Source organism: Streptomyces sp. CB02009 (assembly GCF_001905825.1).
Taxonomy (GTDB): Bacteria; Actinomycetota; Actinomycetes; order Streptomycetales; family Streptomycetaceae; genus Streptomyces.
Genome location: NZ_LIVV01000006.1, coordinates 200,247 through 214,252, shown reverse-complemented (window position 1 = coordinate 214,252; position 14,006 = coordinate 200,247). Strand labels below are relative to the sequence as shown.

Sequence of the window (14,006 nt, the reverse complement as noted above, 5' to 3'; positions counted from 1 at the left end):
GGCTGACATCCGGGTGACGTTTTACCTGCGACGACGTGCACGCGGGCACGGCACGGCGGAGCGGGGTGCCCCCTGTCGAGGACACCCCGCTCCGCCGCGCCTTCCCGCGGGCGCCGTACGGGAGTCGTACGGCAGCCGTACGGATCCTTGAGGCAGCCGTACGGAGTCGTACGGGAGTTACGCCGCCGCCGCTCCCACCGGCACGGCCGCCGGCGCCAGGGCGATCTCCAGGACCTGGCGGACGTCCGTCACCGGGTGGACCTCCAGCTTCTCCAGGATCTCGGCCGGGACGTCGTCCAGGTCGGCCTCGTTCCGCTTGGGGATCACGACCGTGGTGATGCCCGCCCGGTGCGCGGCGAGGAGCTTCTGCTTCACGCCGCCGATCGGAAGGACCCGGCCGGTGAGGGAGACCTCGCCGGTCATGGCCACGTCCGTGCGGACGAGGCGCCCGCTCAGCAGGGAGGCGAGGGCGGTCGTCATGGTGACGCCCGCGCTCGGGCCGTCCTTGGGGACCGCGCCCGCGGGGAAGTGGATGTGCACGCCGCGGTCCTTCAGACCGGTGACGGGCAGTTCCAGTTCCGCGCCGTGCGAGCGGAGGAAGGAGAGCGCGATCTGCGCCGACTCCTTCATCACGTCGCCCAGCTGGCCGGTGAGGGTCAGCCCGGCGGCGCCGGTCTCCGGGTCGGCCAGGGACGCTTCGACGAAGAGCACGTCGCCGCCCGCGCCGGTCACGGCGAGCCCGGTGGCGACACCCGGCACGGCCGTACGGCGCTCCGCCGGGTCCTGGGCCGACTCCGGCACGTGGTGCGGCCGTCCGATGAGCTCGCGCAGGTCGTCCGGGCCGACCGTGAACGGCAGTTCCCGGTCGCCCAGTTCGTGCTGGGCCGCCACCTTGCGGAGCAGCCGGGAGAGGGCGCGCTCCAGGGTGCGTACGCCCGCCTCGCGGGTGTACTCGCCGGCCAGCCTGCGCAGGCTCGCGTCCTCCAGGACGACCTCGCCGGGCTCCAGACCCGCGCGCTCCAGCTGCCGGGGCAGCAGGTGGTCACGGGCGATGACGACCTTCTCGTCCTCCGTGTAGCCGTCGAGCCTGACCAGCTCCATGCGGTCGAGGAGGGCCTCGGGGATGGCTTCGAGGACGTTGGCCGTCGCCAGGAACACGACGTCGGAGAGGTCGAGTTCGACCTCCAGGTAGTGGTCGCGGAAGGTGTGGTTCTGCGCCGGGTCGAGGACTTCGAGGAGGGCCGCCGCGGGGTCGCCGCGGAAGTCGGAGCCGACCTTGTCGATCTCGTCGAGCAGGACCACCGGGTTCATGGACCCGGCCTCCTTGACGGCACGGACGATCCGGCCGGGCAGGGCGCCGACGTAGGTCCTGCGGTGGCCGCGGATCTCCGCCTCGTCCCGGACGCCGCCGAGGGCGACCCGGACGAACTCGCGTCCCATCGCGTGCGCGACGGACTCGCCGAGCGAGGTCTTGCCGACGCCGGGCGGGCCGACGAGGGCGAGGACGGCTCCGCCGCGGCGGCCTCCGACCACGCCGAGGCCGCGCTCGGCACGGCGCTTGCGCACCGCGAGGTACTCGGTGATCCGCTCCTTCACGTCGTCCAGGCCGGCGTGCTCGGCGTCGAGGACGGCGCGGGCGCCGCGGATGTCGTACCGGTCCTCCGTCCGCTCGTTCCAGGGCAGTTCGAGGACGGTGTCCAGCCAGGTGCGGATCCAGGAGCCCTCGGGGGACTGGTCGCTGGACCGCTCCAGCTTCTCGACCTCCTTGAGGGCGGCCTCGCGGACCTTCTCGGGAAGGTCGGCGGCCTCCACGCGGGCGCGGTAGTCGTCGGACTCGTCCCCCTCGGCCTCGCCGTTGAGGTCGCGGAGCTCCTTGCGGACCGCTTCGAGCTGGCGCCGGAGCAGGAACTCGCGCTGCTGCTTGTCGACGCCCTCCTGGACGTCCTTGGCGATGGTCTCGGCGACGTCCTGCTCGGCGAGGTGCTCGCGGAGCTGGGCGGTGGCCAGCTTGAGGCGGGCGACCGGGTCGGCGGTCTCCAGGAGCGCGACCTTCTGCTCGACGGTGAGGAAGGGCGAGTAGCCGGAGTTGTCGGCGAGGGCGCCGACGCCGTCGATCTGCTGGACGCGGTCGACGACCTGCCAGGCGCCGCGCTTCTTCAGCCAGCTGGTGGCGAGCGCCTTGTACTCCTTGATCAGGTCGGTGACCTGACCGGGCAGCGGTTCGGGCAGGGTCTCCTCGACGGTGCCGCCCTCGACCCACAGGGCCGCGCCGGGGCCGGTCGTGCCGGCGCCGATGCGTACCCGGCCGAGGCCGCGGATCAGGGCGCCGGGGTCGCCGTCGGACAGCCGTCCGACCTGCTCGACGGTGCCCAGGACACCGGTCCCGGCGTAGGTCCCGTCGACGCGGGGAACGAGCAGCACCCGCGGCTTGCCCCCACCGGGCCGCGCGGCGGCCTGGGCGGCCTCCACCGCGGCGCGGACGTCGTTGTCGGACAGGTCGAGCGGCACCACCATTCCGGGCAGCACGACCTCGTCGTCAAGCGGCAGCACGGGCAGAGTGAGCGGCACGGACGGCTTGGAGTCAGAAGCCATGATCTCCCCTTCGGCAGTCAAGTTGAGCTATGTCGACTCAATGCATGTGAGCCCATGAATGTTCCCGGACGCCTGTTCGCTCTGAGCGATCACTCTCGCCCGGGCCGCGTTCGGCCGATGTAATGACTGCATGGATATTGCAGCTCTTACATCGGCGTGGGTGGCGGGCTGGACCGTCTCCCGGGGGACCCCGGCCGCGGTCCACGAGCCCTGGGGCCACCGGATCGAGGTGGGGCTGCCCCGGCACGTCGTACGGCACGTGCTGCCCGCCCCCGACGCCGCCACGGTCGCCGCGCTCTGCGCCCGGCTGACCACCCCGTACAGCTGGCTCAAGATCATGGCCGGGCCCGAGGACGCGCAGGCGTGGATCACGGAGGGCTGGACCGTCCCCGACGACCCCGGCTTCATGATGGTCAAGCCACTGGACCCCGGCGCCCGGCCGGCCCCGCCCGAGGGATACGCACGGACCACCGAGGTCCGGGACGGCGTCATCCGGGTCCGGGTCCTGGCGCCCGACGGCACCCTCGCCGCCCGCGGCCAGATCGCGCCGACCGGCTCCACGGCCGTCGCCGACCAGATCGAGACGGACCCCGCGCACCGGCGGCGCGGGCTCGGCGCCAACGTCATGCGGACCCTGGAGGCCGCCGCCGCGCAGGCCGGCGCCGAGACCGGGGTGCTGGCGGCGACCACGGACGGCCTGGCGCTGTACGACTCGCTCGACTGGCGCTACCGGGGGCCGCTGACCGGCATCGTCCGGGACGGCGGCGCGACGGCGGCCGGCTGACGGAACCGGGACCGGGATCGTGACCGCTGACGGGACCAGGGCCGGGATCGTGACCGGCTGACGGCCGGACAGGGGCCGAACCTCGCGGTCCGGCTGCGCGCGGTGCCCGCCACCCGGCATGCTCGGTCCATGGTGAGAGGCGTACGGGGAACGTGGAGCGGGACCCTGCTTCTGGCGGGGGTCCTGGTCGCCGGTACGAGCGGCTGCGGGCCGGAGACGCCGGCCGAGCCGGGCGGGCCGCCGTCCGGGACGAGCGGACCGGCCGAGCCGGGCACCACCGCGACGACCACGGCCCCGGACACCACGCCGCCCACAGCCCCGGACACCACGACGGCGCCGGGCACCACCCCGGCTCCCGGCACTCCCCCGGCCCCCGGCACCTCCACCGCCGACCCCCACCCCGCCGAGGTGCTCGTCGAGGTCGTCGTCAACGGCGGCCTCGCCGGTGTCAGCAACAAGCTCGTCGTCCACGCCGACGGCTCCTGGACCAGCCGCTCCGGCACCGAGGAGCCCCGCACCGGGCGGCAGACCCCCGCCGAGACCGCCCGGCTCCGGGCCGCCCTGGAGGACCCCGCGTACGCCCGGGTCCCGGAGCGGCCGACCGGCGACCCGGTCGCCGACGGCTTCCAGTACTACGTGACGTACCACCACCGCCTCGTCGTCGCGGGCGACGGCGAGCGCCCGGCCGCGCTCCAGCGGGTCTTCGCCGCCCTCCCCGAGGGCGGCCCGCCGACGAACCCCTGAGCCGGACCGCCGCACCCCCGCACCGCCGAGGCGGCACCGGCACGGAGAACCGAACCGGGGCACGCGCGCGATAGAGAAGGCGTGAGACTGTTGCGCCCCGCAGGGGGAGGCCCCTCCGGGGGCGACGAGGACGACGACACGGCGCTGCTGCGCGCGGTCGCCCGGGGGGACTCCGAGGCGCTTGCGGTGCTCTACGACCGGCACGCCGGCTGGCTGCACGCCCGCCTCGCCCGGCGCTGCCCGGACGAGGAGACCGTACGGGAGGTCCTCCAGGACACCTTCGTCACGGTCTGGCGCTCGGCGGGCGGCCACCGGGGCCGGGGCGAGGCCGGCGGCTGGATCTGGGTGATCGCGGCCCGGCGCCTGGTGGACGCGCAGCGGGCCAGGGCCCGCGCGGACCGCGTCGCGGAACGGGCGGCCGAACACGCCGCCGTGCCCGCGGAGCCCTCCGCCGCCGCGGCCTCCGCCGAGGACCGGGTGCTCGCCGGACTGGAGTACGGGGAGGTCGGCGCGGCCCTCGACCGGATCTCGCCCGAACTCGCCGAGGTCCTGCGGGCGACGGTCGTCGACGGCCTGACGACCCGCGAGACCGCCCGGCTCCTCGGCATACCCGAGGGCACGGTCAAGACCCGGGCACTGCGCGCCCGCCGCGAACTGCGCGCCGCCCTCGGGGCGGCCCACCCCGGTGGCCCACACGCCTTGGGAGGCACCGCATGACGACCCGACGCCCCCCTGCGGACGGACCCGGGAGCCCCGGGCTCCCCTGGCACGTCTCCGACGCCCTCGCGCGCCGGTACGCCGACGGGTCGGCCGCCGAGACCGACGCCTGGTCGCTGGAGAAGCACGTCGAGGCGTGCGCGGGCTGCGCCGGCCGCGTCTCGGCCGCCGTACGGGCCGGAACGGCAGGACCGGTCCTCGCGAGCGTCCGCGCCGAGCTGCTGGCGTCCTTCGGACCGGGTCGGGCGCCTGCGGGCGCCCGGGCCGCGCACCCGGGCTCCACCGAGCTGCGGACCCCACCCGCCACCACGCGCCTCGGACGGCGGTTCGCACGTGGCGCGTCCAGCGGATCCGGCGCGTCCGGCGCCTACGGCGGATCCGGTGATTCCGCCGCGTCCGGCGCTTCCGGCACGACCGGCCCGTCCGGCACGTCCGCCGCTTTCACCGCTTCCAGCACGACCGGCACGCCCAGCGGTCCCGGCACACCCCGCGGTGCCGGCGCTCCCGCCGCCTCCGCCGCGTCCGGTCGCCGTCGTTCCACGGTCACCGCCCTGCTCGGGCGCCGCCCCGAGCCCGCCGTGACCGCCGGCCACCGCCCCTCCCCCGGCACACGGACCGCCTCCGCCGCGGCCGTCCCGCGCATCCCCACCCCCCTCGGCCGGTGGGCCCGGCTCTGGTGGGCCGTCGGGCCCGCCCTCCGCGGATCCTGGGTGGTGGCCGTGCTGCTGGTCATCGGTGGGGCCTTCGGCCTCGCCCACGGGGCGGGGGTCCAGGAGGCGCGGGGACTGCTGCTCGCCCTCTCGCCCGTCCTTCCGCTCGCCGGCGTCGCCGTCTCGTACGGACGTCACGCCGACCCCATGTACGAGATCACCACCGCCACCCCGTCCGGCGGGCTGCGGCTGCTCCTCACCCGTACCGCGGCCGTCCTCGCCGTCTGCGTACCGCTGCTGACCGCGGGCGGTGCCCTGCTGCCGCCGGTGGCCGGCTTCCCGGGGGCCGCCGCCTGGCTGCTTCCCGGCCTGGCGCTGACCCTGGCCACGCTCGCGCTCGGTTCCTTCGTCGGCTGCCGGGCGGCGGCCGCGACGCTCGGCGGCGGGTGGCTGCTCGCCGTCACGGGTCCGCTGCTCGGACCCGCGGACACGGCCGCGTCGGCCACCACGCTCGCCCCGTACTTCTCCGGCCCCGCCGCCCAAGGCGGGTGGGCCGCCGCCGCGGTGGCCTGCGCGGCCCTCCTCGCGCTGCGGCGCCGTTCCTTCGACCACCTGGAGTCCCGGTGAACGCCCCGACCGCCGTCGCGGTGAGCGGACTGACCGTCCGCCACCGCCGTACCGTCGCCCTCGACCGGCTCGACCTGTCCCTCGGTCCCGGCGTCCACGGGCTGCTCGGCCCGAACGGCGCCGGAAAGACCTCCCTCATCCGGGTCCTCGCGACCGTCGCCGCGCCCTCTTCCGGCCGCGTGGAGCTGCTCGGCGGGGACGCGACCAGCCACCGCGAACGCACCGGCATCCGGCGCCGACTCGGCTATCTGCCGCAGGACTTCGGCTTCTACCCGGCCTTCACCGTGCGGGAGTTCGTGGCCTACGTCGCCTGGCTGAAGGAGGTGCCGGCCGAGCGCGTACCGGCGGCCGTGGAGCACGCGGTGGCGCGGGTCGGGCTCGGCGACCGGATCGACGCGCGGATGAAGACGCTGTCGGGCGGCATGGTCAGGCGGGCGGGAATCGCCCAGGCCATCGTGAACGAGCCGGAGTTGCTGCTGCTCGACGAGCCGACCGCGGGCCTCGATCCGGAGCAGCGGGTCGACTTCCGCGCGCTGCTCAAGGAGTTGGGGACGGAGGCGACGGTGGTGGTCTCCACGCACCTGGTGGAGGACGTGGCCGCGGCCTGCACCGACGTCGCCCTCATCGAGTCGGGCCGCCTCGCCTTCCAGGGGTCGACGGCCGAACTCACCGCACTCGGAGGGGAGTCCGCAGACGGGAACGACTCCACGACGCACGCGGTCGAGCGCGGCTACACGGCCGCCCTGCGCGCCCACCGGGCCCCCTCGGACACCGCGAGGGGAGCACTTCGGTGACCGCCGCACTCACCCCTCCCCCGCCCCGTACCGCCGGACGGGCCGGCCGCGCGCCGAGGCCCGTCGTCATCGAGCTGCGCCGGGGGATCGGCCCCTGGGCGGGTGCCGCCGTCCTCCTCACCGTCCTCCTCACGATGTACGGCAAGGCGCCCGGCTGGCAGGGCCGCTGGGCCGATGCCACGAATATGCTGCACGTGGCCTCCGGACTGCTCGCCGGACCGCTCGCGCTCGCGGCGGGCTGCTGGCAGGGCGGCCGGGACCGGCGGCGCGGGACGCTGGACCTGTGGGAGTCCGTGCCCCGCTCGCCGCTCCGCCGCCTGTTCGCCGCGGTCGCCCCGTCCGCGCTCTGGCCGGCCGGGGGCGTGCTCCTCGCCGACGCGGTCTGCCTCCTCGCGACCTGGCCGTACGTCTCCGGCGGCCGCCCGTTCCTCGAACTCCTCGCCGCCGACGCGGTCGCCGTCGCCGCCCTCGGCGCGTTCGGCCATGTCGTCGGGTGCGCGGTCCGCTGGCGGTTGACGGCCCCGCTCCTGGGCATCGCCGGATACGTCGCGCTGGGGGTCGGCGCGTACGGCCAGGGCCCGTCCCGCTGGCTCGGCCCCGCCGCCGAGCACCAGTTCCTCTGGGACCGGCCGGTGTGGTGGTTCGGTCCGGTGTCGATGGCGTGGACGGCCGGCCTCGCGCTCACCGCCCTCCTGGCGTACGGGCTTCGCGGAGCGCGGCTGCGGGCGCTCGCCCTGGTCCCGCTGGCCGTGGCGGTCGCCGCCGCCGCACTGATCCTGCGCCTGCCGACGGACGAGGGCCCCTGGCGTCCGGACCCGGCCCTGGCACGCCCGCTCTGCGACGACGGCACGCCGCAGATCTGCCTCACGGCGGTGGACGAGCGCCTGCTGCCCGAGGTGTCGGCGGCGCTCGCCCCGCTCAACGCCCGCCTCAAGGGGCTGCCCGGCGCCCCGGTCCGCTGGGTCGGCGGCCCGTTCGGCCCGCCCCGCCCCGGTGACGTCGAACTGCCCAACGCGGCCGCGGACGCGGTGCGCGGCCGGCTCCCGCGCCCGGACCTGTATCTGAACGCGGCGGTGTCGTGGCTGTTCTCGGACACCTGCCGGCCGGGGGACAACACGGGTCCCGACGCGGAGCGGGCGAGCCTCGTCAACCTCGCCGTCATCGAGTGGCTGGCGCCGACACCCGCGGGCTACGGGCCCGATCCGACCGCCGCCCAGCCGTTCATCGACCGGCTCCGCGCCAAGTCCCCGGCCGAACAGCGCGATTTCCTGGGCCGCTACCTGGCGGCGAACACCTGCCACCCCGACGAGGTGCCGGTTCCGTGAGGCCTTCCTCCGTGCTCTATCTGCGCTCCCGCGCGCTGCCCGGCGCCCTGGCCGCCCTCGCCGGAACGGCGGCGGCCGCGGCCTGGGCCGCATGGTGGCTGCAGTCGCTGCCCGACTTCGACCACACGGCCCGGCTGCCGGTCGTCGTCCTCGGCCCGCTGCTCTCGGCCGCCGCGATCGGCACCAGCCTCCACACTCCGAGCGACGAGCTGGACCGGACGGCGGTACGCGCGTGGTGGCCCCGCCGACTCGTCCACGTGCTCGCCCCGGCCGTCCTCGCCCTCGCACTGCTCGCCCTGGCGGTGCCGGGGCACCCGGCGGAGTTCGGCGCGCCGGCCGCCGTACGCAACACCCTGGGGCTTGTGGGGGTGACGGCGGCCGCCGCCGTCGTCGTCGGCGCCCGGCTGAGCTGGCTGCCGTCGGCGTTCTTCGTGGGCGCGGTCTACCTCTCGGCCCCGTCCGCCCCGGGCGGCGGGGCGCAGTGGTGGGCCTGGGTGATGCAGCCCGGCCCCCAGGCGGGGGCGTGGACGGTGGCGGTCACCGCGTTCGCGGCGGGCACGGGCCTGTACGCGTGGCGGGGCGCGCGGCGCACGACGGGCGAGTCCTGAGCCACTGCCCCCGCACGCCGGCCGGTACCCGTGGAGTCCGGTCCGTACCCGTGGAGTCCGGCCGGTACCCGTGACGTGAGGTCGGTACCCCTGAAGTGACCGGGTGACTTCGAAGTGCCTTCTTCCCCGATTCTCCGCCGTGCCGCAGGATTTCCCCATCGACGAACGGGAATCCCGCGGCACGGCTTTCTCCTTGCGTGCCGCGCCCGCCGCAGGAATTGCGGCCGGTTCCCCACGACCTTTCCTTCGCGCTCAAGGAGCACTGCTGTGTCCACTCCGAAATCCCTGCCGAGAAGCAATACGGACCGTATGAGCGGACGCGCCTGGGGCGTGCTGTTCGTGCTGTGCGGAGCGATCTTCCTCGAGGGCATCGACGTGGCCATGCTCAACGTGGCCCTGCCGTCGATCCGCGAGGACATGGACCTGTCGACCGGCACGCTCCAGTGGGTGATGAGCGCGTACGTCCTCGGCTACGGCGGGTTCATGCTGCTGGGCGGCCGGGCCGCCGACCTGTTCGGGCGCCGCCGGATGTTCGTCCTCTGGCTGGTGGTCTTCCTGCTCTTCTCCGGCCTCGGCGGGTTCGCCACCGAGGGCTGGATGCTGATCGTCGCCCGCTTCGTGACCGGTGTCGCCGCCGCGTTCATGACTCCGGCGGGTCTGTCCATCATCACCACGAGCTTCGACGAGGGCCCCCAGCGCAACAAGGCCCTGCTGGTCTACTCCGGCACCGCGGCCGGCGGCTTCTCGATCGGCCTCGTCGTGGGCGGCCTGCTGGCCGCCGTCGACTGGCGCTGGGTGTTCTTCGCGCCGGTCGTCCTCAGCCTCGTCATCCTGATCGCCGCGATCGCCCTCATCCCCCGGTCGCCGCGGCCGGGCCGCACCGGTCAGGGCGTCGACCTGGCGGGCTCGATCAGCGTCACCGGCGGCATCCTGCTGCTCGTCTTCGGCGTCGAGCGGGCCTCGCACGTCTCCGCGGCCACGACGATCGGCACCGTCGCGGCGAGCCTGGTGCTGTTCCTCGTCTTCGTCGCCGTCGAGCGCAGGTCGTCCTCGCCGCTGGTGCGCCTGGGCATCTTCCGCAAGGCCTCGCTGGTCCGCGCCAACCTGGCCGGACTGCTCTTCGCCGCGGGCTTCTTCGGCTTCCAGTTCATCGCGGTGCTCTACCTGCAGGAACTGCGCGGCTGGTCCACCCTGCAGACCAGCTTCGCCCTCATCGTCATCGGGGTGGACGCGGTCCTCTCCCCCACCCTCACGCCGCGGCTGGTGGCCAGGTTCGGCAACGCCCGGGTGATCTTCGGCGGGCTGGTCCTCGCCGCCCTGGCGTACGCGCTGTTCCTGCCGGTCGGCGCCGACTGGACGTACCTGGCGATGTTCCCGAGCCTCATCCTCCTGGGTCTGGCCTTCTCCCTGGCCTACGGACCGCTGACCATCGTCGCCACCGACGGCATCGCCGAGGAGGAGCAGGGCGTCGCCGGCGGGCTGCTGTACACGTCCTTCCAGTTCGGAGCCGCGCTGGGGCTGTCCGCCGTCGCCGCGGTGAACATCGCGGCCACGGACGGCACCTCGCCGACGGCGCTGCTCGACGGCTACCGGGCCGCCCTGGTCGTCCCGCTCGTCGCCGCCCTCGTCGCCGCCCTCGTCAGCGCCTTCGGTCTCCGCGGCCGGGCGGGGTCGACGGACGCCGACGCCGGACCCGTGACCGCGGACCTTCCCCGTACGGCCGAGCACGTCGACGCGGCACGGTAGTTCCCGTACGGAATTCCGCGCCGCATTCCTGAAAGCGCATGGCGCAGCGCCCTCCGCACCACATGACGCACCGCAACCGCACCGCAATCCGTACCGCAATTCACGTCGAGATCCGCATCGAATTCCGCACTCGCGAGAAAGGCATCGACATGGCAACCCGGGTGGAATCGTTCTCGGAGATCGAGGAGGCCTTCAACGCCTACATCCAGGACATCGTGTACGCCACCATGATCACCGTGGACAAGGCCGCGCGCCCCAGGGCCCGCGTGCTGCTGCCCGTCTGGGAGGTGGTCGACGGAAAGCCGGTCGGCTGGCTCGCCGCCTACAAGACCCCGGTCAAGGCGGCGCATCTGGCCAACAACCCGCACACCACCTACTCGTACTGGAGCCCCCGCCAGAACGCCGTGTTCATCGACAGCGTCTCGACCTGGGCGGAGAACCGGGAGAGCAGGGAGTACGCGTGGGACCTCTACCGCAGGAGGAGCCCCGCGGGCGTCGGGTACGACCCCGCCGGGTACTGGCGGGGCGGCCCCGAGGACCCCGCGTACCACGCCCTGCGCATCGAACCGTGGCGGGTGCAGGTGCTCCGCGGCTCGGACCTCAGCAGCCGCATCTGGACGGACGGGGACCGGCGCTGAGCGCGGCGCGACGGGGAGCGGGGATCGTCTCGCACGGCCGTGCGATCCCCTCTCCCCGCCGTCGAAACGGGTTTGTCCGCGCCGCCGCCGTCCGGCGAGGATGGCCGGGGCCCCACTGCCGAGCCGAGAGCGGAGCGACCGACCATGCCAGGAACCGTCACCCTCGACCGTCGCGAAGGACCGTACGGAGAGGTCGTGCTCCGCCGTCGCGAGGAGCACTACGAGATCATCGTCAACGGCACCTTCCTGATGGACACCTCCGACGGGCGCTCCGAGCGGCTGCTCGTCGACGCGGCGCAGGCCGCGCTCCCCGAGCGGTCCCGCGCCGGCGCGTCCGTCCTCGTCGGCGGTCTCGGCGTCGGCTTCTCGCTCGCCCACGCCGCCGCCGACCCCCGCTGGGGCCTGATCACGGTCGTCGAGCGGGAGGAGGCGATCATCGACTGGCACCGCCAGGGGCCGCTCGCCTCGATCTCCGGGGCCGCGCTCGCCGATTCCAGGACCGTGATCCTGCACACGGACCTGGTGGAGCACCTCCGCACCTCCCCGGACACCTACGACGCCCTCTGCCTGGACATCGACAACGGGCCGGACTGGACGGTCACCGAGGACAACGAATCCCTGTACGCGGCCGAGGGTTTGGCGGCCTGCGCGGCCCGTCTGAACCCGGGCGGGGTGCTCGCCGTCTGGTCCGCCCGGCCCTCCGTCGATTTCGAAGGGTCCTTGCGGAATGCCGGATTCAGCGGGGTACGGACGGAAGAGATCCCCGTTGCCCGGGGCGTCCCCGACGTGGTTCACCTCGGCATCCGTCCCGAGTAAGTCCTGGATAGCCGGGACGGCGCCGGTACCTCTAGGCTGCAGAGCCGACATCGGCGACGCGAGGCGGGGCAATGGAGCAGACACACACCACTCACCACGGTGCGGCGGCCACTCCGGGTGCCCAGCGCCGGGTACTCGTGGTCGAGGACGACGCCACGATCGTGGAGGCGATCGCCGCTCGGCTGCGCGCCGAGGGCTTTCTCGTGCAGACCGCGACCGACGGCCCCGCTGCCGTCGACGCGGCCGAGGCATGGCAGCCGGACCTGATGGTCCTCGACGTGATGCTGCCCGGCTTCGACGGCCTGGAGGTGTGCCGCCGGGTCCAGGCCCAGCGCCCCGTCCCGGTCCTCATGCTGACCGCCCGGGACGACGAGACCGACATGCTGGTCGGTCTCGGAGTGGGCGCGGACGACTACATGACGAAGCCGTTCTCGATGCGGGAGCTGGCCGCCCGGGTGCACGTGCTGCTCCGCCGGGTGGAGCGGGCCGCGCTGGCGGCCGTGACCCCGCGCAGCGGCATCCTGCGGCTCGGCGAGCTGGAGATCGACCACGCGCAGCGGCGGGTCCGGGTGCGGTCCGAGGACGTGCACCTGACCCCGACCGAGTTCGACCTGCTGGTCTGCCTGGCGAGCACACCGCGGGCGGTCCTCTCCCGCGAGCAGCTGCTCGCCGAGGTGTGGGACTGGGCGGACGCCTCGGGCACCCGGACCGTGGACAGCCACATCAAGGCGCTGCGCCGGAAGATCGGGGCCGAGCGGATCCGCACGGTCCATGGCGTCGGCTACGCGCTGGAGACCCCGGCGCTGTGAGCCGGCGGAGGCCCGGGTGGCCGGGGGAGCTGCGGGGGCCGGACGGCGGGGTGCGCCGGCCGCGCCGGATCGCGATCTCGATCAAGACCAAGCTGGGCACGCTGGTCGTCGGGGCGGTCCTGCTGACCTCCGGGCTCGCGCTGGTGGCGATCCGCACGTCCACCGAGTTCCGGTACATCACGATCTTCGCGATGATCGCGACCCTGCTGATCACCCAGTTCGTGGCGCAGTCCCTGACGGCGCCGCTGGACGAGATGACCACGGTGGCCGGGACGATCTCCCGCGGGGACTTCACCCGGCGGGTGCGGGGGGCGGACCGGCGCGACGAGCTGGGCGACCTGGCGTCGACGATCAACCGCATGGCGGACGACCTGGAGGCGGTGGACCGGCACCGCAAGGAGCTGGTCGCCAATGTGTCGCACGAGCTGCGGACCCCGATCGCCGCGCTCAGGGCCGTCCTGGAGAACGTCGTGGACGGGGTCTCCGAGGCCGATCCGGAGACGATGCGGTCGGCGCTGAAGCAGACCGAGCGGCTGGGCCGGCTGGTGGAGACGCTGCTCGACCTGTCACGTCTTGACAACGGTGTCGTGGCGCTGAGGGCGAGCCGCTTCGAGGTCTGGCCGTATCTCTCCGGAGTTCTGCGCGAAGCGAACCTCGCCGCCTCGCAGCGCGGCCTCTCCTCCACCTCGGGCCTGCACAACCGCACGGACGTGCATCTGCATCTGGACGTGTCGCCGCCCGAGCTGGTGGCGCACGCGGACGCGGAGCGGCTGCACCAGGTGATGGCGAACCTGATCGACAACGCGGTGAAGCACTCGCCGCCGCACGGCCGCGTCACGGTCCGGGCCCGGCGCGGCCCGTACCCGGACTCCCTGGAGCTGGAGGTCGAGGACGAGGGTCCCGGCATCCCGGAGGCGGAGCGGCACCGGGTCTTCGAGCGGTTCAACCGGGGCACGGCCCCGCACCGGCAGGGCCCCAAGAGCGACGGCGGGACGGGCCTCGGCCTCGCGATCGCCCGCTGGGCGGTGGATCTGCACGGCGGCGGGATCGGAGTGGCCGAATCCTCACGTGGGTGCCGCATCAGAGTCACTCTTCCGGGCAGCCTTCCTCCAAGAGATTGACGTAGGGTTCGAACCGGAAGAGCCGCGTCCTGCGG

Annotated in this window: 13 protein-coding genes; 12 read left to right on the top strand and 1 reads right to left on the bottom strand. The window is 74.3% G+C overall.

Annotated features, from left to right (window positions below; translation table 11 throughout):
* Positions 1–177: 177 nt before the first annotated feature.
* Positions 178–2,592 carry an endopeptidase La gene (gene lon, locus AMK27_RS24795; RefSeq protein ID WP_073912341.1) on the bottom strand — a complete coding sequence of 805 codons (2,415 nt, stop codon included), beginning with the start codon at positions 2,590–2,592 and terminating at the stop codon, positions 178–180.
* A 130-nt stretch (positions 2,593–2,722) separates the two neighbouring features.
* Between lon and AMK27_RS24790 the strand changes: the two genes are divergently transcribed.
* The 12 genes from AMK27_RS24790 (at position 2,723) to AMK27_RS24735 (ending at position 13,971) form a co-directional block, all read left to right on the top strand.
* Complete coding sequence (locus AMK27_RS24790) at positions 2,723–3,376, top strand: GNAT family N-acetyltransferase (RefSeq protein WP_073912338.1); 654 nt, start codon at positions 2,723–2,725, stop codon at positions 3,374–3,376.
* A 129-nt stretch (positions 3,377–3,505) separates the two neighbouring features.
* Positions 3,506–4,120 (top strand): hypothetical protein, encoded by a 615-nt coding sequence (locus tag AMK27_RS24785; protein WP_073912335.1) that lies wholly within the window; start codon positions 3,506–3,508, stop codon positions 4,118–4,120.
* Positions 4,121–4,201: 81 nt separating this feature from the next.
* Complete coding sequence (locus AMK27_RS24780; protein WP_073912333.1) at positions 4,202–4,837, top strand: RNA polymerase sigma factor; 636 nt, start codon at positions 4,202–4,204, stop codon at positions 4,835–4,837.
* Positions 4,834–6,114, top strand: a complete 1,281-nt coding sequence (locus tag AMK27_RS44370; RefSeq protein WP_338014327.1) for a zf-HC2 domain-containing protein — start codon at positions 4,834–4,836, stop codon at positions 6,112–6,114. The genes AMK27_RS24780 and AMK27_RS44370 overlap by 4 nt, the downstream gene beginning before the upstream one ends.
* On the top strand, positions 6,111–6,908 hold the full coding sequence (locus tag AMK27_RS24770; protein WP_198955938.1) for an ABC transporter ATP-binding protein: 798 nt from the start codon (positions 6,111–6,113) through the stop codon (positions 6,906–6,908). The genes AMK27_RS44370 and AMK27_RS24770 overlap by 4 nt, the downstream gene beginning before the upstream one ends.
* Positions 6,905–8,233, top strand: coding sequence for a hypothetical protein (locus AMK27_RS24765; protein WP_073912330.1), 1,329 nt, complete (start codon positions 6,905–6,907; stop codon positions 8,231–8,233). The genes AMK27_RS24770 and AMK27_RS24765 overlap by 4 nt, the downstream gene beginning before the upstream one ends.
* Entirely contained in the window at positions 8,230–8,841 is a 612-nt protein-coding gene (locus AMK27_RS24760; RefSeq protein WP_073912328.1) for a hypothetical protein, read from the top strand. The genes AMK27_RS24765 and AMK27_RS24760 overlap by 4 nt, the downstream gene beginning before the upstream one ends.
* 309 nt (positions 8,842–9,150) lie before the next feature.
* Positions 9,151–10,587 carry an MFS transporter gene (locus AMK27_RS24755; protein ID WP_073912326.1) on the top strand — a complete coding sequence of 479 codons (1,437 nt, stop codon included), beginning with the start codon at positions 9,151–9,153 and terminating at the stop codon, positions 10,585–10,587.
* Positions 10,588–10,736: 149 nt separating this feature from the next.
* Positions 10,737–11,225, top strand: coding sequence for a pyridoxamine 5'-phosphate oxidase family protein (locus AMK27_RS24750; RefSeq protein WP_073913187.1), 489 nt, complete (start codon positions 10,737–10,739; stop codon positions 11,223–11,225).
* Between the two features lie 144 nt (positions 11,226–11,369).
* Positions 11,370–12,041, top strand: a complete 672-nt coding sequence (locus AMK27_RS24745; RefSeq protein ID WP_073912323.1) for a spermidine synthase — start codon at positions 11,370–11,372, stop codon at positions 12,039–12,041.
* A 71-nt stretch (positions 12,042–12,112) separates the two neighbouring features.
* Positions 12,113–12,850: a response regulator transcription factor gene (locus tag AMK27_RS24740; protein WP_073912321.1), complete on the top strand. Its 738-nt coding sequence runs from the start codon at positions 12,113–12,115 to the stop codon at positions 12,848–12,850.
* Between the two features lie 29 nt (positions 12,851–12,879).
* Positions 12,880–13,971 (top strand): HAMP domain-containing sensor histidine kinase, encoded by a 1,092-nt coding sequence (locus tag AMK27_RS24735; protein ID WP_376573256.1) that lies wholly within the window; start codon positions 12,880–12,882, stop codon positions 13,969–13,971.
* Positions 13,972–14,006 lie beyond the last annotated feature (35 nt).